The sequence below is a fragment of the Herbaspirillum sp. AP02 genome (genome assembly GCF_015767275.1).
Classification (GTDB): Bacteria; Pseudomonadota; Gammaproteobacteria; order Burkholderiales; family Burkholderiaceae_D; genus Herbaspirillum.
Genome location: NZ_JADWMY010000003.1, coordinates 370,622 through 393,449, shown reverse-complemented (window position 1 = coordinate 393,449; position 22,828 = coordinate 370,622). Strand labels below are relative to the sequence as shown.

At 63.2% G+C, this 22,828-nt stretch carries 23 protein-coding genes; 4 read left to right on the top strand and 19 right to left on the bottom strand.

Going from position 1 to position 22,828, the window contains the following annotated elements; all coding sequences use genetic code 11:
• Nucleotides 1-201 precede the first annotated feature (201 nt).
• The 3 genes from I5R65_RS10225 to I5R65_RS10215 form a co-directional block, all read right to left on the bottom strand.
• Nucleotides 202-798: a heme-binding protein gene (locus I5R65_RS10225; RefSeq protein WP_231395137.1), complete on the bottom strand. Its 597-nt coding sequence runs from the start codon at nucleotides 796-798 to the stop codon at nucleotides 202-204.
• Between the two features lie 373 nt (nucleotides 799-1,171).
• Nucleotides 1,172-2,074, bottom strand: coding sequence for a LysR family transcriptional regulator (locus tag I5R65_RS10220; RefSeq protein ID WP_180670757.1), 903 nt, complete (start codon nucleotides 2,072-2,074; stop codon nucleotides 1,172-1,174).
• Between the two features lie 135 nt (nucleotides 2,075-2,209).
• Nucleotides 2,210-2,956 carry an SDR family oxidoreductase gene (locus I5R65_RS10215; RefSeq protein WP_102661359.1) on the bottom strand — a complete coding sequence of 249 codons (747 nt, stop codon included), beginning with the start codon at nucleotides 2,954-2,956 and terminating at the stop codon, nucleotides 2,210-2,212.
• 366 nt (nucleotides 2,957-3,322) lie between these two features.
• On the opposite strand from I5R65_RS10215, the gene I5R65_RS10210 reads away from it, so the two are divergent.
• Nucleotides 3,323-3,538 carry a hypothetical protein gene (locus tag I5R65_RS10210; RefSeq protein ID WP_180670750.1) on the top strand — a complete coding sequence of 72 codons (216 nt, stop codon included), beginning with the start codon at nucleotides 3,323-3,325 and terminating at the stop codon, nucleotides 3,536-3,538.
• A gap of 44 nt (nucleotides 3,539-3,582) precedes the next feature.
• Here I5R65_RS10210 and I5R65_RS10205 read toward each other — a convergent pair whose 3' ends face one another.
• Nucleotides 3,583-4,269 (bottom strand): glutathione S-transferase, encoded by a 687-nt coding sequence (locus tag I5R65_RS10205; RefSeq protein ID WP_231395136.1) that lies wholly within the window; start codon nucleotides 4,267-4,269, stop codon nucleotides 3,583-3,585.
• A gap of 121 nt (nucleotides 4,270-4,390) precedes the next feature.
• Between I5R65_RS10205 and I5R65_RS10200 the strand changes: the two genes are divergently transcribed.
• Nucleotides 4,391-4,972, top strand: coding sequence for a TetR/AcrR family transcriptional regulator (locus I5R65_RS10200; RefSeq protein ID WP_180670748.1), 582 nt, complete (start codon nucleotides 4,391-4,393; stop codon nucleotides 4,970-4,972).
• A gap of 506 nt (nucleotides 4,973-5,478) precedes the next feature.
• Here the strand turns inward: I5R65_RS10200 and I5R65_RS10195 are convergent.
• Complete coding sequence (locus I5R65_RS10195) at nucleotides 5,479-6,405, bottom strand: LysR family transcriptional regulator (RefSeq protein ID WP_180670747.1); 927 nt, start codon at nucleotides 6,403-6,405, stop codon at nucleotides 5,479-5,481.
• A 97-nt stretch (nucleotides 6,406-6,502) separates the two neighbouring features.
• Here I5R65_RS10195 and I5R65_RS10190 point away from each other — a divergent pair, with 97 nt between their 5' ends.
• Nucleotides 6,503-7,291, top strand: a complete 789-nt coding sequence (locus I5R65_RS10190) for a substrate-binding domain-containing protein (protein WP_180670746.1) — start codon at nucleotides 6,503-6,505, stop codon at nucleotides 7,289-7,291.
• Nucleotides 7,292-7,339: 48 nt separating this feature from the next.
• A complete protein-coding gene (locus tag I5R65_RS10185) occupies nucleotides 7,340-8,653 on the top strand; it encodes an MFS transporter (protein ID WP_180670745.1) in 1,314 nt (437 codons plus the stop codon).
• Here I5R65_RS10185 and I5R65_RS10180 read toward each other — a convergent pair.
• From I5R65_RS10180 to I5R65_RS10115, 14 genes are all read right to left on the bottom strand, one after another.
• Nucleotides 8,551-10,218 (bottom strand): methyl-accepting chemotaxis protein, encoded by a 1,668-nt coding sequence (locus tag I5R65_RS10180; protein WP_180670744.1) that lies wholly within the window; start codon nucleotides 10,216-10,218, stop codon nucleotides 8,551-8,553. The two genes, I5R65_RS10185 and I5R65_RS10180, sit on opposite strands and share 103 nt — an antisense overlap.
• Before the next feature lie 201 nt (nucleotides 10,219-10,419).
• Complete coding sequence (locus I5R65_RS10175; RefSeq protein WP_180670756.1) at nucleotides 10,420-11,493, bottom strand: porin; 1,074 nt, start codon at nucleotides 11,491-11,493, stop codon at nucleotides 10,420-10,422.
• A gap of 307 nt (nucleotides 11,494-11,800) precedes the next feature.
• The gene (locus tag I5R65_RS10170) at nucleotides 11,801-12,748 is read right to left on the bottom strand and encodes a PDR/VanB family oxidoreductase (protein ID WP_180670743.1); all 948 of its coding nucleotides are present in this window, start codon (nucleotides 12,746-12,748) and stop codon (nucleotides 11,801-11,803) included.
• A gap of 61 nt (nucleotides 12,749-12,809) precedes the next feature.
• Nucleotides 12,810-13,241 (bottom strand): RidA family protein, encoded by a 432-nt coding sequence (locus I5R65_RS10165; protein WP_180670742.1) that lies wholly within the window; start codon nucleotides 13,239-13,241, stop codon nucleotides 12,810-12,812.
• Entirely contained in the window at nucleotides 13,238-14,287 is a 1,050-nt protein-coding gene (locus tag I5R65_RS10160; protein WP_006462359.1) for an aromatic ring-hydroxylating dioxygenase subunit alpha, read from the bottom strand. The genes I5R65_RS10165 and I5R65_RS10160 overlap by 4 nt, the downstream gene beginning before the upstream one ends.
• Before the next feature lie 40 nt (nucleotides 14,288-14,327).
• A complete protein-coding gene (locus I5R65_RS10155; protein WP_006462358.1) occupies nucleotides 14,328-14,561 on the bottom strand; it encodes a recombinase-like helix-turn-helix domain-containing protein in 234 nt (77 codons plus the stop codon).
• On the bottom strand, nucleotides 14,561-14,893 hold the full coding sequence (locus I5R65_RS10150; RefSeq protein WP_180670741.1) for a hypothetical protein: 333 nt from the start codon (nucleotides 14,891-14,893) through the stop codon (nucleotides 14,561-14,563). The genes I5R65_RS10155 and I5R65_RS10150 overlap by 1 nt, the downstream gene beginning before the upstream one ends.
• Nucleotides 14,894-14,900: 7 nt before the next feature.
• Entirely contained in the window at nucleotides 14,901-16,061 is a 1,161-nt protein-coding gene (locus I5R65_RS10145; RefSeq protein ID WP_180670740.1) for an FAD-dependent monooxygenase, read from the bottom strand.
• Nucleotides 16,062-16,096: 35 nt separating this feature from the next.
• On the bottom strand, nucleotides 16,097-17,068 hold the full coding sequence (locus I5R65_RS10140; protein ID WP_180670739.1) for a VOC family protein: 972 nt from the start codon (nucleotides 17,066-17,068) through the stop codon (nucleotides 16,097-16,099).
• Nucleotides 17,069-17,104: 36 nt separating this feature from the next.
• Nucleotides 17,105-18,580, bottom strand: coding sequence for an aldehyde dehydrogenase (locus tag I5R65_RS10135; protein ID WP_180670755.1), 1,476 nt, complete (start codon nucleotides 18,578-18,580; stop codon nucleotides 17,105-17,107).
• A gap of 41 nt (nucleotides 18,581-18,621) precedes the next feature.
• The gene (locus tag I5R65_RS10130) at nucleotides 18,622-19,422 is read right to left on the bottom strand and encodes an aspartate dehydrogenase (RefSeq protein ID WP_180670738.1); all 801 of its coding nucleotides are present in this window, start codon (nucleotides 19,420-19,422) and stop codon (nucleotides 18,622-18,624) included.
• Nucleotides 19,423-19,432: 10 nt separating this feature from the next.
• The gene (locus I5R65_RS10125) at nucleotides 19,433-21,172 is read right to left on the bottom strand and encodes a thiamine pyrophosphate-binding protein (RefSeq protein WP_180670737.1); all 1,740 of its coding nucleotides are present in this window, start codon (nucleotides 21,170-21,172) and stop codon (nucleotides 19,433-19,435) included.
• Nucleotides 21,165-21,989 (bottom strand): SDR family oxidoreductase, encoded by an 825-nt coding sequence (locus I5R65_RS10120; RefSeq protein ID WP_180670736.1) that lies wholly within the window; start codon nucleotides 21,987-21,989, stop codon nucleotides 21,165-21,167. The genes I5R65_RS10125 and I5R65_RS10120 overlap by 8 nt, the downstream gene beginning before the upstream one ends.
• Before the next feature lies 1 nt (nucleotide 21,990).
• Complete coding sequence (locus I5R65_RS10115; protein WP_006462350.1) at nucleotides 21,991-22,824, bottom strand: IclR family transcriptional regulator; 834 nt, start codon at nucleotides 22,822-22,824, stop codon at nucleotides 21,991-21,993.
• Between the last annotated feature and the right edge of the window lie 4 nt (nucleotides 22,825-22,828).

The window sequence follows — 22,828 nt, the reverse complement described above, 5'->3', positions numbered from 1 at the left end:
AAGTAGGGCCACGTTTATCACTCCGTTCTCCCGCTCGCTGTCTTGAGCAGGATTGTGGTCTAAACATGGGTCAACTTAGGATGCAAATTTCTGGCTTAAGTGGGTCAGTTTTCGATGCAATTCAACAGTCAGTCATAGGTCACGTCGCCAGGTAGCGTGGCAATCAATAACAGGAGGTATTGGCCACGCTACGGTGCCGCTTTATTTCTTCAGAAGCTCCGCCACCTTTGCCACACCGGCCTGGGCACACACTTCATCCTTGTCACCACCCGGCGAGCCGCCCACACCGAGCCCGGCGATCGTCTCGTCGCCCACCTTGAACGCCACTCCGCCAGGCAAGGCCGTGACATTCGGAGTGCTGGCCAGCGACTGAGCGAGCAGCGGCGGATACTTCGACAGGACACCGATATAGCCACTGGTCGTATCGACATGGAAGATCGGCCCCATGGTCACTACCGTATAGGCTTTGCGGAAACTGCTGTCCCTGGTGTGGATCACCGCATGGTCGCCACGCAGAACAACCTGCGGAGTCCCCGATACGTCAACGACCGTCGCGGTGACGTCATAGCCATTGGCTTTGCAGGTCTCCACGGCCGTCTGCGCGGCAATAACGGCCGCGTTCAGAGGCAGCCTCGCGCCGCTGATCGATACCTGCGCCTGAGCCTGTTCCTGAGACATCAGTCCGATGACGGCCACCATGACAGCGAGCGCCGACTTCCCTAGGTAAACTTTCGCATAAGGCGCACCAGCATCAGGCTGGAGACCAGGGTTACGTACAACTTTGTTCACGAGCTTCATTTCATTTATCTCACATGGATTAGTTTGAGCGGCCGAGAAAATCGGCAAGCAAAAATGCGAATCGGGGTTTTCTCCATCAGCAAACCGATTCGGCCATTTGGGTAGGCGGATCGTTTCACCTGAGATCAATCATGCGCCTGACAAATTCGAAGCGGAATGACGCAAACCCGACAAACATCTGATCAAGAAATGACTAGGCAAGGCGAACCATAAGGCGCGTTGACGCTGCGCCAATCAAAGCCTGTCCGGGCCGAGCGCCTGCTGGCAGAAGGGAGGAACACCAAACGTGATGACAGAACGCGGCAATAGACAAGCACAGCCGGCGCGATCTGCGCAGCTGCCATATTGGATGATGGTCAGGGTCCCAAGGGACTTACTCAGCAGGAATGCGTCCGAATTCCGCAAGCAATTTGCGCAGCTGTGGCACGGCATAATCAATGAATCGCCGTAGCTTGGCAGGGATCCCCTCTCTGGAGAGATAAACCACATGGATCGGGATCGGTTCAATCTCGAACGCTTGCAAGATGGTTTGCAGCTTTCCCGCGATGATTGCGTCGTGCACATCGTGCTCGAGAACAAATGTCACACCAATGCTGTCAATCGCGGCATCGACTGCGGCGTCCGGGGACGAAACGAGCAGTCGCGGCGTATCGGCAACCGTAAAGGCCTGTCCCGTATGACGACAGAGATAACGCCAGGGCGAAAGACTGGGACTGTCGAAGACGACACAAGGCAAATTGCGCAAGTCGTCGGGCGTCTGCGGGCGACCATACTTTTGCAGGAAAGCGGGACTCGCCACCGTCACCACCCGCAATGTCCCGACCCTGGTTGCGATCAAACTGCTGTCACGCAGCCGGCCAACACGGATTGCGACGTCGGCTCGCTCATCGACCAGGTCAATGACCCTGTCAGACTGTATCAAGCGAATGCGAATCTCGGGGTGCAGCGCCAGAAACTGATTGATGACCGGCAGCACTCTCAGACGCGCGACCTGTACCGGGGAAGCCACCACCAACTCCCCTCGCGGTGTCGTGAATTCGCCGGCGGCGCGTCTCTCCAGTTCATCCACTTCCTCGAGGATACGTTTGGCCACCACCACGTATTCATCCCCCGCATCCGTCAACGCGAGCTTGCGCGTCGTCCTGACGAGCAAGCGCGTACCCAGCGCGCTTTCCAGGTCATTGACGTTCCGGGTGAGCGTGGCAACTGGAATATTCAGTTTTCTGGCAGCGGCCGACAGGCTGCCCTCCTCCACCGCCGCCACCAGCATTGCCATGGCTTCTAGTCTGTCCAAGTGGCACTCTGAGAAAAATATGAAAAAGCAATTCTACTCTTGACGGCCCCCAATGATCCCAGCCCCGATCCGCCAGGACCAGGGCTGCTCCGCAGGGCGGCGAATCGTTTCCGCGCCTCAGAACTGGGTCAGTCCGCCATCGACCACCAGTTCGGTACCGGTGGTATACGACGAATCATTGCTGGCCAGGAACAATGCCGTCTTGGCGAGTTCCTCCGCTTGGCCGAACCGTTTGAGAGGAACCTTGTCGGTGATGCTCGCAGCGACCTGGGCCAGCACGTCGTCAGGCAGGCCGATCTTGCTGTAGAAGGGCGTGGCGATCGCGCCGGGGCTGACGGCATTCACGCGAATACCGCGCGATGCCAGTTCAGCACCCAGGGTGCGCACCAGGGAGCGCGTCGCCGCCTTGGTCGCTGCCAGGATGGACAGACCAGGATAGCCGATGGTGTTGAGGAAAGAAGTCGTGACGATCACGCTACCGCCCGCACTCATCAGGGCGGTGGTTTTCTGGATCGTGAAGAAGGTACCGGTGAAGTTCAACGCGATGTTGTCGTTGATGTAGTCCTCGGTGACCGCGTCGAGAGGGGCGACCGTGCTGGCGCCGGCGTTGGCAAACACCACGTCGATCTTGCCGAACTTGCGACGGGTCTCTTCTACCGCACGTTCGATGTCGGACACCTTGCGGATATCGGCCTGGATCAACACAGCCTTGCCATGGAGCGCCTTGCCCGCTTCGGCCAGACGTTCGGCGTTCGAACCGACCAACACGATGCTGGCCCCTTCCGCCTGGAACAGTTTTGCGGTTTCCAGGCCGATGCCTGAGGTGCCACCGGTGATAAATGCCACTTTGTTGCTGAGTTTCATGATGCGTTCCTTTGGATGAATATCGATGCGCTGGATCGCAATGCATCGGCTGGCAATGACGTCTCTTCGTCAGGTCTCCAGGCTGAATGCCTTGCTTGGAACGCATATTAGATCTCACCAATTTTTGGCGGAATCCTGCAAACATGAACAATATCTAATCGAAAAATGAATAAATGTTCAGGCCGGTACCGGCAACAACGACGAGCTGACTCCTGAGGCTCAGTCGACCGCGTGGCCTGCCCGCGACCATCTGCTATCGGCCAGCGGGAGACGTCCGCAAACCGGAGTTCTTGCGCCCGGTGTCATATTGGCGGACCTTTGAAAGGCGGCCCGTCATCCCCATGATGCAGGCCGCCCACAACACGCATGCATCCATCCAGCTACAGCACCGATGATTACTGGAAGCGGTATCAGGTCTTACTCCCTGAATATGCGCGTATCGGTGATCACGATGCCCCGGCCGAGTCCTACTTTTCGTGGCGCGATGCCGACATCCATCTTGATCGTTTTGCTTGCGATACGTCGCCACTGCTGTTCGATCATTGCCCGATACTGCTGCTGCACTGGGCAGGAGATAGATGAATGGACGCCCTCCCTCTCTCCATCCCAACACCCGAACAGTCTGCCTAACCAGCAAACGCCGGCTGATTCGCTACGCTCTTGCGTCCTTTCATTCTCTCGTACCAGGAAAGAAGCGCTCTGCATTCCGCTGGAATCTCCAGCTTCACGATGGCGGCAAATACCAGGCCGCCAATGAGGGTGATGTCGGCCATCGAAAAACTCTCTCCCGCAACGTACGCGTGTCGCTGCAGCACCTTGTCAAGGTAATGCATACCCCGGATCGCCTTGTCACGTTGACGGAATCCCCACTCCGGATTTTGATACAGCTCCACCAACGGCCCCAGGCCGGGTGTGCCGTGGTGGAAATAGACGCTGATGGCGTCCAGCACTTCGATCTCCACCCGCTTGCTCATCATGTGGATCAATCCCTGCTCCAGTGGCGTATTGCCTGTCAGGCTGGGCGAACCGTCCAGCGTATCGAGATACTGCGTGATGGCAGTGCATTCCGCGATGAGCGTGCCATCTGCCAGCTCCAGGACGGGCAGCGTGCCCGAGTAATTCTTTTGCGCGATGAATTCCGGCGTCTTGTGCTCGCCCTTGTACAGATCGACCATCTTGAACTGGACCTTATCTTGCAGCCCCTTTTCTGCGATGGCGATGCGAACGCGTGTCGGGTAAGGACCTACGGGGAAGTCGTAGATCGTCATGGAGGGAGAGCTATTGGGCTCAGCGTGTGTCGGGGTGGATGTCATTGCCTGCTCCTGGAATCAATGAAAAGAAAAAAGACCTGATCGAAACCTACCTAACGTTCGATAGGTTAACGATATTGCGTTATACTCCGGCGTGTCAACGCTTTTTTTGCAAGGAGCCACAGTGAAAATCGAAGCAGGAGCCAACTCAAGGGAAAAGATCCTTGTGGAGGCCACGAGGATTGCGCAGGCGCATGGCTACAATGGGCTGAACGTTCGCGATCTGGCTAGCGCCGTCGGTATCAAGGCGGCCAGCGTCTATCATCATTTCGCCAGCAAGGCGGCGCTTGGCGCTGCAGTAGCCAGGCGCTACTGGGAAGATTCCGAGGCGACGCTACGGACGATAGAAGAAACCGCAGGCTCCCCGCTGGAATGCCTGCGCAGATATCCCGACACCTTCCGTACTGCCCTTGACCGGGACAATCGCATCTGCCTGTGTAGTTTCCTGGCAGCCGAAATGGACGATCTTCCCGAAGAGATCAAGAGTGAGGTGCGAAAATTCGCCGAGGTCAATGTCGCGTGGTTGAAACGTATGCTTGTCAGTCAGGCCGCGATACCTGCCAAGGAATGCGGCAGCCGCGCAGAAGCCATTTTTTCGGCAATCGCAGGCGCCCAATTGATCGCCCGGAGCCGAAGCGATGTTTCGGTGTATGACCAGCTCATTCGCAGTTATCTCTCTGCCGGATTATTACCGGGAAAGAAATGAAGCCAGTCTGACGACAGACAGTCGTTACCGGGAGGTCAACTGCGCGCATGGTCGGGGATGGATTCTCTACAAGGCCGGCTCCCGTTCAGATAAACCGGTTTCCTCGCACCAATCCTCCCGGGAACCCGTGAAAAATCCCCCGGATCAATGCCTCCGCACCGCCCGCCAACAAACCGATCTTTTTTCTACCAAGAGCAGTTTCATTTTTTTGGCAGAGCCTATATAATCGCCCCTCTTCGGAATTCGGCAGCCCTGCCAGGCAGGAAAACCCGCCCCCGAACCAGACAAGAACACCCCAAAAAGGCCCTCCCCAGCGAGGGCCTTTTTTTATGGGCCGCGTTTTTGCAAACAATTTACGCAACACCGCCAGAAACCCCGTCATTACAGGAAACTTATCCACGATTTATGTGCATAAATTTGTGGATAACCCATTTCCCCGATGCGCAAGCGGCGTCCCCGCCTGCCCTCCCAATAAACCGCACAAAAAATAGGCAGTCCGGCCAGGGTCAGTCTTCCCGCGCTGACGATCTCTTGCCCTTGGTCATGATCGCATCGCGCAACGCCTGGGCCAGCGTCGCTGCGGCCGGGTTGAGTACCCGTCCCTTCAAACTGATCAGGCCCATGGCGCGGCTGAGGACCGGGCTGGTTACCGGGCGCGCCACGATGCCCTTGTAGGGGGCGTTACGCAGCGCCAGCTCCGGCAGCAGGGCTACGCCCAGGCCGGCGGCGACCAGGCTGATGGCGCCGGCCACGTGGTTGGTCTCGTACTGGATCACCGGGCGCTGCGGTACGCGGGCGAAGGCATTGTCGATCAGGCTGCGGTTGCCGCTGCTGGACGAGACCGAGACCAGCTTTTCCCCGGCCAGCGATTTCCAGTTCAGGGTGGCATGCACTGCCAGTGGATGATGGGCCGGCATGACCGCCAGGTAGCGCTCGCGGGTCAGCTCCTCGAAATCGATCTCAGCCTCCTGTGCGCCGATGAAGTTCACGCCGAAGTCCGCCTCGCCCTTGCGCACGCTCTCCAGTACGTCAGCCGCGCTCTCGTCGATGATGCGCACCCGCACATTGGGATGGCTGCGCGCATAGGGCTTCAATACCAGCGGCAGCAGGTTGTTGGCCACCGAAGGCACGCAGGCCACCGTCACATGCTGGCGGCGTTGCGCCATGCCCTGCTCCACACTCTTGACGGCCAGTTCCAGTTCTTCCATCACCGCCTGGGCATGCACCAGGAACAGCTCGCCCGCCGGGGTCAGGGAAACGCGCCGAGTGGTGCGGTCGAACAGGCGTTCCTGCAGCGCCTGTTCCAGGTTCTCGATGCGCCGGCTCAGCGCCGGCTGGGTGATGAACAGGCCCTCGGCCGCCGCCCGGAAGCTGGATTGGCGCGCCACGGCGATGAAAGCCTGTAATTCGGAGGTCTCGATATTGATGCGCATTTTTTATCAATCCCAAGATTAAATGCAATTAACTTTTCAAAGGATACTCCGCACACTGCCGGGCTAGTTCAAATTAAAAACGCCAATCGGAGATCCCATGAAAAGCATCCTCACCCATTCCGTCCTCCAGCGCAGCGTGCTGGCCCTGGTCATCGGTGCTGCCAGCAGCCTGGCCACCGCAGCCGATATCCACGTGGTCAGCTCAGGCGGTTTTGCCGCCGCCTACAAGGCACTGGCCCCGGACTTCGAGAAGAAGACCGGCCACAAGCTCATCTCCGGCTGGGGCCCTTCCATGGGCGAAACCCCGCAGGCCATCCCCAACCGTCTCAAGCGCGGTGAACCTATCGACGTGGTGATCATGGTCGGTGACGCGCTGGACAAGCTGGTGGCCGAGGGCAAGGTGTCGCGCTCCGAGCACAAGCTGCTGGCGCTCTCGCGCATCGGTCTGGCGGTCAAGGCCGGCGCACCCCGGCCTGATATCTCCACGCTGGATGCCTTCAAGCGCACGCTGCTGACGGCGCACTCGGTGGTCTATTCGGATAGCGCCAGCGGCGTATTCCTCTCCACCAAGCTGTTCAAGCGCCTGGGCATCGACCAGCAGATGGCCTACAAGGGCCGCATGATCCCCGCCGAGCCGGTGGGTGAAGTGGTGGCGCGCGGCGAGGCAGAAATCGGACTGCAGCAGATCTCCGAGCTCAAGCCGATCAAGGGCATTGACATCATCGGCCCCATCCCCGAAAGCGCGCAGCAGCTTACTCCGTTCTCCGTAGGCGTCGTGGTCGGCACCAAGGAGCCGCAGGCCGCCAGGGAACTGCTGCAATACCTGGCCTCGCCGGAAGCCGAGGCGGCCATCAAGGCCTCCGGCCTGGACCCGGCGCCGCGCTGATCGACGGCTGATCCAGCGCCTGAATAAAGAAAGAAGAGAGAGACCGACATGACCACAAGCACAACAAACACAAAAAGCATCCAACACTCCAAGCTGTCCACCGTCCTGCGGGTGACCAGCGGCAACTTCCTGGAGATGTTCGACTTCTTCCTGTATGGCTTCTATGCCAGCTACATTTCGAAGACCTTCTTCCCGTCGGACAACGAGTTCGTCTCGCTGATCCTGACCTTCGGCACCTTCGGTGCGGGCTTCCTGATGCGTCCCCTGGGCGCCATCATCCTGGGTAGCTACATCGACCGCGTCGGCCGCCGCCAGGGCCTGATCGTGACGCTGGCCATCATGGCCATCGGCACACTGCTGATCGCCTTCGTGCCGGGCTACGCCACCATCGGCGTGGCCGCGCCCATCCTGGTGCTGACCGGGCGGCTGCTGCAAGGGTTCTCGGCGGGGGTGGAACTGGGTGGCGTGTCGGTCTATCTGGCCGAAATGGCCACGCCTGGCAACAAGGGCTTTTATGTCAGCTGGCAGTCCGCCAGCCAGCAGGCGGCCATCATGGCCTCCGCCCTGATCGGCTATCTGGTCAGCCAGTCGCTGGCACCGGCGCAGATCAGCGACTGGGGCTGGCGCATTCCCTTCTTCATCGGCTGCCTGATCGTACCGGCCATCTTCATCATCCGCCGTTCGCTGCAGGAGACCGAGGAATTCCTGGCCCGCAAGCACCATCCGCGCTTTGGCGAAATCATGGCCTCCATCGCACAGAACTGGAAGATCGTGGTGGCCGGCATGATGATGGTGGTGATGACGACCGTGTCCTTCTATCTCATCACGGTCTACACCCCCACCTTCGGCAAGAACGTGCTCAAGCTGTCGTCCTCGGATAGCCTCATCGTCACCTTCTGCGTGGGCCTGTCCAACTTCTGCTGGCTGCCCATCATGGGCGCGCTGTCGGACCGCGTGGGGCGCCGCCCGGTGCTGGTGGCCTTCACGGTGCTGACCCTGCTGACCGCCTACCCGATCATGTCGTGGCTGGTCTCGGACATCAGCTTCAAGAACCTGCTCATCACCGAACTGTGGTTGTCCTTCCTCTATGCCAGCTATAACGGCGCGGCCGTGGTGGCGCTCACCGAGGTGATGCCGGCGCATGTGCGCACGGTCGGTTTCTCGCTGGCCTACAGCCTGGCTACTGCCATCTTCGGCGGCTTCACGCCGCTGGTCTCGACCTGGCTGATCGAGACCTCAGGTGACAAGGCAGCACCGGGTTACTGGATGAGCTTTGCCGCCCTCTGCGGGCTGATCGCCACACTGGTGCTGTATCGCGGCAAGGCCGCGACAGCTTCCTCATCGTCCACCTCGGCGGCCTGAAGCATCGTCCGCTCCGGTCGCACGTCATGCAGCCGGAACACACCCACCAGCTCACGTAGCCGCTGCGACTGGTCCTGCAAGGACTGGGCCGCGGCGGCGGCCTGTTCCACCAGCGCCGCGTTCTGCTGGGTGGTTTCATCCATGTGGGTGATGGCGTGATTGACCTGTTCGATACCGGCGCGCTGTTCCTGCGTGGCCATGCTGATCTCGCCGACGATGTGCGACACCCGTCGCACGCTGTCCACCACCTCGCCCATCGTGGTGCCGGCCTGTACCACCAGGCGCCCACCGGCATCCACCTGCGCCACCGAATCATCGATCAGCGCCTTGATCTCCTTGGCCGCCGTGGCCGAGCGCTGGGCCAGCGAGCGCACTTCCGAGGCCACCACTGCAAAGCCCCTGCCCTGCTCGCCGGCACGCGCCGCCTCCACCGCCGCATTGAGCGCCAGGATATTGGTTTGGAATGCGATGCCGTCGATCACGCCGATGATGTCGACGATGCGGCGCGAGGCCTCGCTGATGCCCTGCATGGTGCTCACCACCTGCTGCACCACTTCCCCGCTGCGCGCCGCCACGCCGGAGGCATCCGAGGCCAGTTGGTTGGCCTGCTGCGCGTTCTCGGCATTCTGGCGCACGGTGGACGTCAGTTCCTCCATCGCCGCCGCCGTTTCTTCCAGTGATCCGGCCTGCTGTTCGGTGCGCGCCGAGAGGTCCAGGTTGCCACCGGCGATCTCGGCCGAGGCGGTGGCGATGGTCTCGGCCCCGCCGCGCACATCGGCCACGATGCGGGTGAGACTGCCATTCATCTGGCGCAAGGCCTCCAGCAACTGGCCGATCTCGTCACGCGCGCCGGCCCGGATCTCGCTGCACAGGTTGCCATCGGCCACCTGCTGCGCCACCTCCACTGCATGGCGCACCGGGCGCGTGATGGAACGCGTGGTCCACCAGGCAAAGCCGCCACCCAGCAACACCGCCAGGGCAGCGATGGCCAGCATGATCAGGGTCTTGCCGTGGTATTGGTCGGCGGCTTCCTGGCCGCTGCGCTCCATCATCATGGTGCCCACCGAAATATAGCTTTTGAGGCGGGCGATGTACTTGTCCTGGTCCTGGCGCAGGCTGGTCATCAATAGCTCGGTGGCATCCATGGTGGCGCCGGTGGAGGCCAGTTGCAGGAAACGCTGCTGGCCCTGCCGGTAGCTGGCACGCAGGGACAATATCTCGGCGAAGGACTTGCGGCCCTGCTCGCTGGACAGGCGCGCCTGCAGTTTGCCGAGATCTCCGCCGATGGCGGCTTCCCCCTTGTCGATGCGGGCGATTTCCTCGATCAGTTTCTGGTGGTCGTCCAGCAGCAGCAGGTTGCGCATGGCGCTGGCATTCTCGCTGATGCGCAAGAGCACGTCATTGGCCAGCAAGACCTGCGGGTAGCGGTCTTCGACGATCTGGCGCGTGCCCTGGTGCAGCGTGGACAGGCTGGCGATGGCCAGTCCCGTGATCCCGGCCAGCAGCGCCAGTACCAGTCCGAAGCCCAGTCCAAGACGGGCGCCCAGTTTGAGATTTGCAATCATGAGGCTTTCTCCGCAACGCAAGAATGCCAGGGGGACGATGTGCTGATGCCCACCGGCAATGAATTCGGTTTGGATAAAAAAATGGCGGAGAAAGAGGACTTCCTCCGCCCAAGGCACTACGAAATCCCAACCCGCTCCAGGGTCGGAATACGCAAGACAAGACTATTCACAGAAGGTAATGCCAGCCATCCAAAGATGGCCTTAGAACGAGTGGTGCATGCCGATGGTGGTGACCAGTTGGCCCTGGCCGCCGGAGACACCGGTGGAACCGCTGGCACCGGTACCGTTCATGACGGCAAAGCGCGCATCGCCGCCGGCACGCTGGTAGGCGGCCTGCACGTACCACTGGGTGCGCTTGGAGAACTCATGCACGTGCGACAGGCTGAAGGTGTTCCAGCGCGCGCCTTCCAGCTTGGACAGGCCATAACCGAAGTTGATGGTGTCCAGCGTGGCATAGCGCCAGGCCGCGCCCAGGTCCAGGTTCTTCTGCTTGGGCGTGGCGCCGCTGGGCATGGCCAGCTTGACCTGGGTGTAGGCGGTGTTCAGGCGCACGCTGCCGATGGTGTAACCCAGGCCGCCGGCGGTGGTGGTCAGGCTGTTGAAGACCGTCGCCGCATTGCCCAGGCCGACGCTGCTGAGGAAGGTACCGGCGTAACCGGCGGCACGGTTGTTCAGCTTGGAATACGCCAGGGCCGCGCGGAACGGGCCATTGGTGTAGGTCGCACCGGCGCTGACGTTGCGACCGTTGCTGCTGTCGCCGGCCACTTCGCCGAAGCCGTACATCAGGCTGCCCTGGAAGCCGCCTGCGGTGGGCGAGGTATAGCGCACCGCATTGTCGGACTGGTAGGTGTTGGCGAGGCTGTCCAGGTTACCCGGGTGGAACAGGTACCAGTTGGTCAGCTGGAAGCCGTTGGACAGCTTGCCCACGTAGTCGAACACCACGTCCGGCATGTGGCCCAGGGTCACCGCGCCGAAGTCGCCGGACAGGCCGATGGTGCTGTAGCGATTGAACAGCTTGGAGGAATTGGGCGTGCCGCCGGTGTCGGTGTAGAAGCCGGCTTCCAGCTGGAAGATCGCCTTCAGATTGCCGCCCAGGTCCTCGGTGCCACGAAAGCCGATACGATCCGGCTGCATCGTGCCCTGATCCAGGCGCGACACCGATCCGCCATTGAGGTTGTTGATATAGGCCACGCCAGCATCGAGGCTGCCGTAGATGGTGACGCTGCTCTGCGCAAAGGCAGCTGTCGATAGACAGGATGCCGCTGCGGCAATCATTAACTTCTTCATCAAACTCCCCTTCAACGAATAAAGTCCAAACATGCGGCCAGGCCGCTTGCACTCACTGCTCCCCGGCGCCCCGTGCGCAGGGAAGGTGACTTCTGCCGACAAGCGCTGCGCCCTGTCCCGCATGGTCGGCGGGCGCCGCTTGCCAGGTGGTGCGTGATCCGGTGTTATCTGTTTCACCTATGGATCGACGTTCCACAAAATTCATCAGGCTCAAAAAAATGCCCGGTGCCTGAGCACGGGCATGGGGCCGGGCAAATGCTGCCCGGGCCACGCTGCATTACAGATCCAGATCCAGCTACAGGTCCAGCACCAGGCGTTGTCCCTTGCAGCCGGATACGCACACCATCATGGTCTTGCCGGAAGCGCGCTCGGCCTTGCTGAGCACGCCGTCGCGATGTTCCAGTTCACCCTCCAACACCTTGGTCTCGCAGGCGCCGCAAACCCCTTCGCGGCAGCTGTGATCGACCGCAATGCCGGCATCCAGCAAGGCGTCCAGCAGCGACTTGCCGGCCGGGACGGTGACGCTGGACTTGCTGCGCGCCAGTTCGGCCACGTAGCTGCCGGTCTGGACCGCCTCCACCTTTTCGGCGGCAAAGCGTTCGATGTGCACGTTGGGCAGGCCCAGTTCTTCGCACAGGTTTTCGAAGGCGTTGAGCATGGGCGTCGGCCCGCAGCAATAGAAATGTGCGTCCTTCGGATGCGCGGCGAGGAAAGCCTGCAGGTCAGGCGGCGCGCCGGCCTCGTCATCGAAGTGGCTGGACACACCCGGCTCGCCCAGCAGCTCGGCGGTGAAGGCCGCTTCCTTGCGCGAGCGGGCGCAGTAGTGCAACACCGCTTCCCGACCCTGGGCGCGCAGGTGGTGATACATGCAGGAGATCGGCGTGATGCCGATGCCACCGGCGATCAGCACCGACAACGGCGCCGCGTCTTCCAGCGGGAAATTGTTGCGCGGTGCCGAGATGGTGAGGCTGGCACCGACCCGCAGTTGTTCATGCACGTAGCGCGAACCGCCGCGACTACCTCGGTCGTAGAGCACACCGACCACATAGCGATGCCGCTCGGTCGGCGAGTTCGACAGCGAATAGCTGCGCACCAGGCCATTGCCCAGGTGCAGGTCGATATGCGCACCGGCCTCGAAGGCCGGCAGCTCGCCGCCCTCGGGCAGGCGCAGTTCGACGCTGACCACGCCTTGCGCTTCAAAGCGCATGGCCTGCACGCGCACGGAAATAAGAGGACTGCTCATGAATGCACCACCATCACATCAGATTGTTCAAACCGCCTCGTGTCACTTGCTGCCACTTGCATCAACCGCCCACTGCCTGCCGCAGGTCCACACCCAGGCGCGCGAAGGCATCGATCTCCACCGTCAGTTCCGGAAACACCAGTGCGCTCACCGCCACCAGCGTCGAGCACGGATAAGGCGTACCGAAGAAGTCGCGCCGGGCGCGTCCTACCTCGTCCTTGTGCGCGATGTCGGTGACATAGATCACCAGCTTGGTGATGCTGCCGACGTTGCCGCCGGCGGCTTCCACCAGATCGCGGATCTTGCCCAGCACCACCAGTGTCTGCTGGTAGGTGTCCAGCGTCTGCTGGCGCGAGGCCGGATGTGCGGTCATGCCGGACATCACGATCTCGTCACCCACCACCAGGCAGTTGGACCAGGTGGCCGTGGCCAGTTCGGGGACCTTGTCGGTCTTCACATGGCGCACGGCGACCGGGCTTGCTGCGTGGTTCATGCTGCCTTCACCGGCGCCTTGGCCGCGGCCAGTTCTTCTTCCCGCGCCAGCTGGGCCTTGGCCAGACCACGCAGATGACGACGCAGGCGCACGATGCCCATGTCGTGCTGGTACAGCATCTCGCGCTGGTTGGCGTCGGGCTCCATCAGTTCCAGCACCACGCGGTCCTGTTCCAGCACGTTCCAGTGGCGCGCTTCCAGGCGGTTGCGGTAGAGGAAGCGCCAGGTGTCGCGCTGCCAGCCGGACAGCTTGCGGCAGCGCCAGTGGAACACCGCGGCGATGTTGTCCACGATGGGCGTGTAGCTGCCGATGATGACGAAGCTGCCGCCCGGGCCGCCGGTCTTGGGATAGGGAATGGCCAGGCGCATCCAGTGCAGGTCGGTATCGCCCCATTCGGTCCAGTCGAAGTTGACGTCGCGCTGGCCTTCCTTTTCGAAGACGAAGCCGATGTCGGTCTCGCGGATGCCGAAGCTGGCAGTGTTGTCGCCTTCGGCCATGGAGTGCGACTGCTTGTGCAGGAAGGTGCCGTGCATCGGGTCCATCACGTTGTCCAGCACGTAGCGGTAATCACCCTTCCATTCGGTGTAGCACAGGAAGTTGGAATACTCGGGGCTGGTCAGTTCTTCCGGCAGGCGCAGCGGCGGCGGGGTGTCGACGTCTTCCATGCTGTTGTAGAGGAAGATGGCGCCGGCCGCTTCGGTGACGTGGAAGCGACGCGTGGCCTTGGCCCCTTCCAGCTTGCAGCCGGGGCTGCCGGGTACGCTGGTGACCACGCCGTCGAAGCGCACCTGCACGCCGTGGTAGCCACAGGCGATGCGGTCCCCCATGGGGATGCCCATGGAGAGCGGCGCGCCACGGTGCGGGCAGTGGTCTTCCAGGGCATGCAGCTTGCCCGAGGGCTCGCGCCAGAATACGAACTTCTTGCCCAGGCGGCGCAGCGAGACCGGCTTCTCGGCCACGAACTCGGACGGGCAGATCGGGTACCACAGGTCTTTCAGGCCGACGGCGAGGACGGCGTCGACGGGATCATTGGCGGTGGTTCTCATTTGGATACTCTCCTGTAGGCTGGCTTGGCGTCTGGACGGATCAGGCGGCCAGGCGGGCAATCTCTTCCTGGAAGTTGGCGGCGGTCCACACGCCCTGGTTGTAGGGGCAGCTCGGGCCGGTACGGTTCAGGTGTGCCACCAGCGCATCCAGTTCGTGGATGCCAGCGGCATAGGCGCGCTCGATGGAGTCGCCCAGCAGGTCTTCGAACTGGGTCGGCGCACGGCGACGTGCCTGGTGCGGATTGAGATAGACATCGGTAACAGTTGCAACCATCATTGGCCTCCATTTCTGACGCGCTCGCGGATACGCTCGCGCACGGGAACAAAATCGTAAGTGGGGTAGCACTCGGTACGGAACACGCCCCAGGCCGAGCGCTCCAGCTCGACATTGACTTGCGGCAGCAGCGCCGGCGGCAGCGCCAGGGTGACGATCTGGCCCAGGCCCATGGCCACGGTCCAGGACACCACGCGACAGCCTTCCACCGGGAAGCGCTCCCACCAGTCCATCTGCTTCATGTGCGCCTGGATCTGCTCCAGGTTCTTCGACTGGTCATGCCTGAGCAAGATGGTCAGGAGCATGCGGTCGGAGTGGGTCTCTGCACTCATCGCTGGCTCACGCAGGGACGGCGGTGGATTCAGGCTGCGCATCCAGCGGCGTGGTCCAGGCGTCATAGCCATAGACCCAGTCGGCGTTGCCGCCCTCGCGCAGCCAGTTGTTGCCACGTGAACCGATCTGAATCTTCGAGGCGCGTTCCATGCGCAACTGCGCATAGGCATGCAAGGATCCTGCCACCTGCTCCAGCGTGGTGACCTTGGCCAGACAGCGCGCCAGCACCACCGCATCCTCGATGGCCATGCCGGCGCCCTGCGCCATGAACGGCATCATCGGGTGGCAGGCATCGCCCAGCAGCGCCATGTTGCCGCGCGCCCAGGCCGGCAGCGGATCGCGTTCATACAGCGCGGTCTTGAGCACTTCGTCGCAGGCGTCCAGCAAGGCCGTGGCGTCGGGGTGGAAACCGGCGTAGCTATCGCGCAGTTCCTGCACGTTGCCCGGGGTGGTCCAGGATTCCAGGTGCCAGCTTTCTTGCGCGGTGGTGGCGAAGATGAAGATGTCTTCACCGCGATTGAGCGGGAAGGTCACGATCTGACTTTCCGGGTTCGGTCCCCACCACTTGGTGAAGGCCTGCAGATTGGGCACGCCGGCCACGCGGGAGGCCGGCACCACGGCGCGGAAGGCCACCACGCCGGTGAAGCGCGGGCTCTCGGCACCGAACATGGCAGTGCGTACGGCAGAGTGGATGCCGTCGCCACCGATGAGCACGTCCACGCGGTCCGTGCTGCCATCGGTGAAGTGCAGATGGATGCCATCGCCCTCTTCGCTGATCTGCTCGGCGCGCTTGGCAAAGCGCACCTGCTCCAGCGGGAATACCTCGGCCAGCGCCGCCAGCAGGTCGGCACGGTGGATGGTCAGTTGCGGTGCGCCGTATTTCTGCTCGGCGGTGTCGCCCATGGCCAGGCGCGAGGTTTCCTCGCCGCTGTCCCAGGTACGGCTGATGCGGTGGGTGGGACGGGCGGCGGTGCGGCGCACGGCCTCGGCGATGCCCAGTCCATCGAGTGCACGCACTGCGTTGGGGGTGAGGTTGATATCCGCGCCCACGCGCAGGAATTGCTTGGACTGTTCATACACCACCACCTCATGGCCCGCGCGCTGCAGGGCGATGGCGGCGGTCAGGCCGCCGATGCCGGCGCCCAGGATTCCGATCTTGAAGGACATCTGGATCTCCTTTCTACAAATGACGGATTGCCGTCTTACTTGCCGGCCGGCGCGCGGTCGGTCAGGAACTTGCCGCTGGGGCCTTGCGCATTCTTCTGGCGGCGGGTGTTGCCGTCGATGCCGCCATCGATGGCCCATTCGGCGAACACGGTCGGGCCGGGTTCGAAGTCACGCGGCTCCCAGTGGGCATCGAGCTGGTCTTCGTCGGCGTAGTATTCGATCAGGCCGCCGGCCGGATTCTTGAAGTACCAGAAGTAGGCCGAGGAAATCGGATGACGGCCCGGACCCAGTTGGGTATCCCAGCCCTTGCGCGACATGTGCATGCCACCGCCGAAGACTTCATGGATGTCGCGCACGGTGAAGGCAACGTGGTTCAAGCCCGACCTTGCCTCCGGCGGTTGCAGCAGGAAGATGTCGTGATGCCCGCCGACATCGGCGCAGCGCAGGAAGGCGCCGCGTTCCGGATAGCGGTCCGAGGGCACGAAGCCGAAGTTCTCGCAATAGAAGCGTTCGCAGGCCTTGACGTCCTTGACGAAGAACACCACGTGGCCCACCTCGATGGGCGTGGCATGTTCGTAGATGGGGCTGCGCTGGTTGATGCGGTTCTTTTCGTTCCAGGTGTTCATGCGTGCGCATTCGACCTCGACATCGCGCTTGACCGAGACCTGGAAGCGCACCGCCAGGCCATTCGGATCGGTGCAACCGACGCGCTTGCCGTCATTGACGTAGCCCGGCAGAGCAGCGATGCGGTCGGCGAACTTGTCCAGCACGGCGGCCGAGGACACGCCCCACACCACCTCGCGCAGGGTCGGTCCGGCTTCGATGGCCGGCGGCAGGCCGGGATCGGCGCTGTCGCGCACGATGACGCGGCAGCCGTTCTGCGATTCGAAGACCAGTTCGGCCGCGCTTTCCTGCGCCAGCAGCATGCCCCAGTCGAGGAAGAACTGGCGGCAGGTCGGCAAGTCGTCCGCGCCGTAGATGATTTCGTCGATACCCAATACGTCCATGTGTGTCTCCAATACGTGTTCAGGGGGGCGGCGCTCTTAGCCGGCCCAGGGCAAGGGCTGTTCGTTCATGCCCCAGTACATGGCCTTCTGCTCCATGTACTGCAGGATGCCCAGCCTGCCCTTCTCGCGACCCAGGCCACTGTCGCGCCAGCCGCCGAAGGGGGTCGAGATCGAGAATTGCTTGTAGGTGTTGATCCAGACATTGCCGGCCTGCACTGCGCGGCCGATGCGCCAGGCGCGCTTGTAGTCACGCGTCCAGATACCGGCGGCGAGCGCGTAGACGCTGTCGTTGGCTTGCCGGATCAGGTCGTCTTCGTTGTCGAAGGGCATGGCCACCAGCACCGGCCCGAAGATTTCTTCCTGGCAGATGCGTTGCTCATTGCTGACGCCTTCGATGATGGTCGGGGTGTAGTAGTAACCACGTTCGAACTGCGCACCCTGCGGACGCACGCCACCGGTGCGGATGCGGCCGCCATCGGTGACGCCGATGTCGACGTAGCGCTCGATGCCTTCGCGATGGCGGGCGGTGATCAGCGGCCCCATCTGGGTGCGCTCGTCGGCCGGATCGCCCACGCGCAGTGCGGCGGCGCCGGCAGCCAGGCGTTCCATGAAGCCGTCATACAGCGAGCGCGCCACGAACAGGCGCGAGCCGGCGATGCAGGATTCGCCGGAACTGCTGAAGATGCCATACAGCACACCGGCCACGGCATGGTCGAGATCGGCATCCTCGAACACCATGGTGGGCGACTTGCCGCCCAGTTCCAGCGAGACCGGCATCATCTTGTCGGCGGCGATGTGGGCGATGTGCTTGCCGGTGGTGGTGCCACCGGTGAAGGAGACGCGCTTGACCAGCGGATGCAGGGTGATGGCGTCGCCGATCACCGAGCCCTTGCCCGGCAGCACGCTGATCATGCCGGCCGGCACGCCGGCTTCGATGCAGATGCGCGCCAGTTCCAGCGCGGCCAGCGGGGTCACCTCGGCCGGCTTGACCACCACTGCATTGCCGGCAGCCAGGGCCGGCGCCATCTTCTGCGCCTCGCTGGCGATCGGCGAATTCCACGGCGTGATGGCGGCCACCACACCCATGGGTTCATACACGCTCATGGTGAGGTTGTCGCCACGCATGGGCGTGAGGGTTTCTTCCAGGGTTTCACAGGCGGCCGCGAAGAACTGGAAGGTAGCGGCAGCGCTGGCCACCAGATTGCGCGTCTCGCTGATGGGCTTGCCATTGTCCAGGCGCTGCATCTGCGCCAGCGCTTCGCCACGTTCGCGGATCAGCTGCGCCACGCGGTACAGCACGGCGGCACGTTCATGCGGCTTCTTCTGCGCCCAGCCGCTGGTGCGGAAGGCGTGGTCGGCACCGGCGATGGCCTCTCCCACATCAGCCACGCTGGCCGCATTCAGGTAGGCCACCGGCTCACCCGTGGCCGGGTAGAGCGTGGCATAACGGTCGCCGCCACCCAGTCGCCATTGACCGGCGATGCAGATCGGCAGCGTTTCGTTCAGATTCATCATGGTCGACATGTCCTTGCGATGCTCAGATATTCAACTGCTCAGATCGACAGCGCATGGGCACGATTGCCCAGGGCGCGTACGACGCTGTAGACGGTCAGTGCCGAGGTCTTGGGATTGGCCGCCAGCGGCTTGCCGCGCATGGTCAGCTCGAAGCCGCCGAAGGCGCCCCGCGCTTCCACGTAGTGCACGTTCTCGCTCACGCCCGGATCGGCATACAGGCGCACCCGGGTCTGGTCCAGGCCCAGGCCGGCCAGCGACAGTGTGGCGGCGACGTTGGCATTCTTGGGATACAGGCGCGCCGCTTCGCGGGCGCTGCCTTCGAAGATGACGGTCGGCTCCTTGAGCGCATCCAGATCGAAGGCAGCCTCGGCCGGCGTATCCTTCCAGGCCTGCGGTGGTTTGCGGCCGGTATAGACCACCGATTCCAGCCCACCGACCTTGGCCGCGGCCAGGGCGTCGATGGCGCCTATGGCACCGGAGAGCAACTGCACCTGGGTCTTGCCGGCACGGGCGGCGGCTTCCAGCTGGTCCACCAGGCCGGGTTCGGACAAGGCGCCGATGGACACCACCATGCAGGGGATGCCGCGCTCCAGCGCCGGGATGATGTGTTCGGCGATGGCCTGGTGACCGGCGCATTCGATCAGCAGGTCGGGACGCTCGTCCCCCAGCCGCGACACCACCCGGGCCGTGGGCGCCAGTGTGGAGACGGTGCTGCGGGCACGCTCCATGTGCGCCTCCGGCACCACCACCATGTCGAAGGCGACCTCGGGGTCACTCTTCAATATCTCCATGACGCCCACGCCGATGGCGCCGCATCCGATCATCGATACGTGCAGCATGCTCGGCTCCTCAGGCGGTGGCCGCAGTGGCGGCAGCGGCAACCACGGCGGCTGCTGCGGCGGCGGCCTTTTCCGCGCTTTCCGCGTTTTCCGCTTGATTGACCGGCGGGCCGGCGAAGGCGGTCTTGAAGCTGCCGATGGTCAGCATGTCGATCTCCAGCAGGAAGGGGCCCTTCTGCGACAACGCCTCGTCCAGCGCCCCGGCCACCTCGGCCAGGTTGCCCACGCGCTGGTGACGCAGCTTCAGCGCCGAGGACAGTTCGGCATAGTCGGGGGTGTGCAGGTCCACGTAGTGGCGACGACCGCCGTATTGCGCATCCTGGATGTTCTTGATGACGCCGTAGCCCTTGTCGTTCATCAGCACGATCACCATGTCGGCCTGTTCCTGCACGGCCGTGGCCAGCTCACCCAGGTTGAGGATGAAGCCGCCATCACCGGCCAGGGTGAAGGTCTTCTTGCCGGACTGCGTGACCGCTGCGCCGATGGCCGCGCCGATACCCATGGCCAGACCCTGGCCGATGCCGCCGCCCAGCGCATGCACGCCGGCACGCGGATCGAAGATGCGCAGGTAGCGGTTGCCCCAGGTGCTGTTGGAGACGGTGACGTCGCGCACCCAGTTGAACTCGCGGCCGGCCGCCTGCTGCAACTGTTCCACCAGGGCGCTATAGGGGCCGAGGCCATCGACCAGGCCATGCACGGCGGTATCGCGTGCCTTCTGCAGGTCGGCCATGAAGCCCGGATCGACCTTCAGCGCGGCCAGACGGTCGGCCAGGCCGGACAGTACCAGCGCCGAATCACCGCAGACGAAATAGTCGCTGGTGTAGCAGCGGCCTTCGGCAGCCGGATCGGCATCCACGCGATACAGCGGGCGCGGCAGTTTCAGTTCGTACTTCAGGGTTTCGTTGCCGCGCAGGCGCGAGCCGACCACCAGCATGGCGTCGCAGCTCTGATAGAAATGCTCGACCGGCTTGTGCAGGTTGAAGGCGCCCAGCGAGCGCGGATCATCCTCGGCCACGATGCCGCGACCCTGGGTGCTGGTGACCACGCCGAAGCCCAGGTCCATCAGGCGCTTTACCTGCGCACCGGCATGCCGCGCCCCGCCGCCCAGCCACAGCAGCGGACGCTTGGCCTTCATCAGGCGCTCGGCCAGTTCATCCAGCGCGCGCGCCGACGGCACGCTTTGCGGGATGGCCAGCGGTTGCAGGTTGCTGGGCATGGGGATCAGGGCAGCCTGGATGTCGATGGGGATTTCCACCGAGACCGGGCCCATCGGCGGGGTCAGTGCAGTCTGCACGGCCAGCTTGATGGTGCTGATGGCGGTCTCCACGCTGCGGATGCGGAAGGCCGCCTTGGAGATGGCCTTGAGCATGCTCAACTGGTCCGGCGCTTCGTGGATGTAGGCCAGGCTCTGGTCCAGGTAAGGCGTCTCGATCTGACCGGTCAGGTGCAGCAGCGGCGTACCGGCGGTCAAGGCTTCCACCATGGCACCGGCGGCATTGCCGGCGGCGGTCCCGGTGGAGGTCAGGCACACGCCCAGGCCACCGGTGGTGCGGGCATAGGCGTCGGCCATGTTGGCGCCGCCGGCTTCGCCGCGGGCCGGGATGAAGCGGATCTTGCCGCGCTCGCCGAAGGCGTCGAGGATGGGCATGTTGTGGATCGAGATCACGCCGAAGGCAGCCTTCACGCCGCACTGTTCGAGGAAAGCTGCGATGGCGCAGCCGACGGTCACTTGGGGGTTGGTATTAGGCATGGCGGGAAAGTCCTCCTGAAACATCGATATGGCTGCCTGTGGTGTACGAGGAAAGCGGCGTGGCGAGGAACACGATCGCCTGCGCGGCTTCCCGGGGAAGGCCGAGACGGCCGAGTTGAATCTGTTTCTTTGCGGCCAGCGCGGCGGTCCATTGGGCCCAGCTCTGGTCCTGCAGTTCGGGGCCGCGTGCGGCATAGCGGCGGCGCCATTGGCCCGACTCCACCAGGCCGATCAGGATGCCGTTCACCCGCACGCGGGCGGCGTCGCCATTGGCCAGTTCGGTGGCCAGTGAGCGCACCAGGTTGTGCACGCCGGCGCGGGCGGCGGAAGTGGCCACCATGTGCGGCTCGGGTTGCGTGGCCAGCAGCGAATTGACGCAGACGATGGCGGCATCCCCGTGCTGCGCGCTCATGGCCTGCAGTTGTGGCAGGAAGGCGCGGGTCGGGTAGATCACGGAAAAGAATTTAAGGCGCAGCTCTTCGCTCCAGGCCTCGTCGGCGGTATCGGCAAAGGTCGAGACGCGGCCCTGGCCGGCGTTGTTGACCAGCATGGACACCCCGCCCAGGGTGTTTTCCACCGAGGCGGCGAAGGCCTGCACCTGCTCCTGCGAGAGCACGTCGCAGGGGGCGCTATACAGGCGGGCCTGCGGATGGCGCTCGCGCAGCGCGGCTTCGGCGTCCTTCAGCCGGGCGCCATCACGGCCACAGAAGGCCACGGCTGCGCCCGCTTCCAGCAGCAGTTCCACGGTCGCCAGGCCGATGCCGGAAGAGCCGCCGGTGACCACGGCCACCTTGCCCTGGAGAGAAGTCATCGCCATCTCAGCCCCGCCACATGTTGACTACCTTGGCACCACCCTGCGGGGCGTGATCCAGCAGGCGGGACAGTTCGGCCGCGGTATCGCGCACGCGGGCCACGATGATGTCGAGCTGGCTGGCGTCGATGTGCGGCGAAGGGATCGTGGCGCCCATGGCGGCCACCACATTGCCGGAATGATCGCGCACCGGTGCGGCGACGGTGGAGATGCTGGTTTCGAAGAAACCTTCCTGCAGCACGAAGCCACGCTCCTTGTCGGCCTGCACCATGTCGAACAGTTCGACCACGGTCTTGGGGGTGTTGCTGGAAAAGACTTCCAGGTGTTCTTCCGGATACAGGGCGCGCAGTTGCGGCAGGCTCAGGTCTTCCAGCAGCACCCGGCCCAGCACGGTGGCATGCGCCGGCAGGCGGGTACCGACGTTGACGTGGCTGGTGAAGGCGGTCTGGGTGACCGACTTGGCGACATAGACGATGGAGCGGCCATCGCGCACCACCAGGTTGCAGGAGTAGCCGATCTCGTCGCGCAGGCGGTCCAGCAGCGGGCGGCCGATCTCGGTCAGTTCCAGCGAGGCCAGGTATTCGAAGCCCAGGCGCAGCACCGACATGCCCAGGCGGTAATCACGCCCGCCATCGGCGCGCTCGACGAAGCCCATGCGTTCCAGCGTGGCCAGCAGGCGGAACACGGTAGAGCGCGGGATGTCCAGGCGACGCGCCAGTTCGGGCGCGGACAGGGTCTTGTCCTGGCGGCTGAATTCGCACAGCAGGCGCAGGCCGCGTTCCAGGCCGGGGACGGAATACTTGTCTTGCGACTCTTCTTCTGGCATCACTGGTTTGTTCATGATG

Excerpts from the sequence above, each read along its gene's own strand:
- I5R65_RS10180 (WP_180670744.1), bottom strand. The coding sequence starts at position 10,218 with ATGATTGCAAATCTCAAACTGGGCGCCCGTCTTGGACTGGGCTTCGGA.
- I5R65_RS10215 (WP_102661359.1), bottom strand. The coding sequence starts at position 2,956 with ATGAAACTCAGCAACAAAGTGGCATTTATCACCGGTGGCACCTCAGGC.
- I5R65_RS10115 (WP_006462350.1), bottom strand. The coding sequence starts at position 22,824 with ATGAACAAACCAGTGATGCCAGAAGAAGAGTCGCAAGACAAGTATTCC.
- I5R65_RS10150 (WP_180670741.1), bottom strand. The coding sequence starts at position 14,893 with ATGAGTGCAGAGACCCACTCCGACCGCATGCTCCTGACCATCTTGCTC.
- I5R65_RS10175 (WP_180670756.1), bottom strand. The coding sequence starts at position 11,493 with ATGATTGCCGCAGCGGCATCCTGTCTATCGACAGCTGCCTTTGCGCAG.
- I5R65_RS10155 (WP_006462358.1), bottom strand. The coding sequence starts at position 14,561 with ATGGTTGCAACTGTTACCGATGTCTATCTCAATCCGCACCAGGCACGT.
- I5R65_RS10135 (WP_180670755.1), bottom strand. The coding sequence starts at position 18,580 with ATGAATCTGAACGAAACGCTGCCGATCTGCATCGCCGGTCAATGGCGA.
- I5R65_RS10205 (WP_231395136.1), bottom strand. The coding sequence starts at position 4,269 with ATGACATCCACCCCGACACACGCTGAGCCCAATAGCTCTCCCTCCATG.
- I5R65_RS10125 (WP_180670737.1), bottom strand. The coding sequence starts at position 21,172 with ATGCCTAATACCAACCCCCAAGTGACCGTCGGCTGCGCCATCGCAGCT.
- I5R65_RS10210 (WP_180670750.1), top strand. The coding sequence starts at position 3,323 with ATGCATCCATCCAGCTACAGCACCGATGATTACTGGAAGCGGTATCAG.
- I5R65_RS10160 (WP_006462359.1), bottom strand. The coding sequence starts at position 14,287 with ATGAGAACCACCGCCAATGATCCCGTCGACGCCGTCCTCGCCGTCGGC.
- I5R65_RS10220 (WP_180670757.1), bottom strand. The coding sequence starts at position 2,074 with ATGGCAATGCTGGTGGCGGCGGTGGAGGAGGGCAGCCTGTCGGCCGCT.
- I5R65_RS10165 (WP_180670742.1), bottom strand. The coding sequence starts at position 13,241 with ATGAACCACGCAGCAAGCCCGGTCGCCGTGCGCCATGTGAAGACCGAC.
- I5R65_RS10225 (WP_231395137.1), bottom strand. The coding sequence starts at position 798 with ATGAAGCTCGTGAACAAAGTTGTACGTAACCCTGGTCTCCAGCCTGAT.
- I5R65_RS10140 (WP_180670739.1), bottom strand. The coding sequence starts at position 17,068 with ATGGACGTATTGGGTATCGACGAAATCATCTACGGCGCGGACGACTTG.
- I5R65_RS10120 (WP_180670736.1), bottom strand. The coding sequence starts at position 21,989 with ATGGCGATGACTTCTCTCCAGGGCAAGGTGGCCGTGGTCACCGGCGGC.
- I5R65_RS10170 (WP_180670743.1), bottom strand. The coding sequence starts at position 12,748 with ATGAGCAGTCCTCTTATTTCCGTGCGCGTGCAGGCCATGCGCTTTGAA.
- I5R65_RS10185 (WP_180670745.1), top strand. The coding sequence starts at position 7,340 with ATGACCACAAGCACAACAAACACAAAAAGCATCCAACACTCCAAGCTG.
- I5R65_RS10130 (WP_180670738.1), bottom strand. The coding sequence starts at position 19,422 with ATGCTGCACGTATCGATGATCGGATGCGGCGCCATCGGCGTGGGCGTC.
- I5R65_RS10190 (WP_180670746.1), top strand. The coding sequence starts at position 6,503 with ATGAAAAGCATCCTCACCCATTCCGTCCTCCAGCGCAGCGTGCTGGCC.
- I5R65_RS10195 (WP_180670747.1), bottom strand. The coding sequence starts at position 6,405 with ATGCGCATCAATATCGAGACCTCCGAATTACAGGCTTTCATCGCCGTG.
- I5R65_RS10145 (WP_180670740.1), bottom strand. The coding sequence starts at position 16,061 with ATGTCCTTCAAGATCGGAATCCTGGGCGCCGGCATCGGCGGCCTGACC.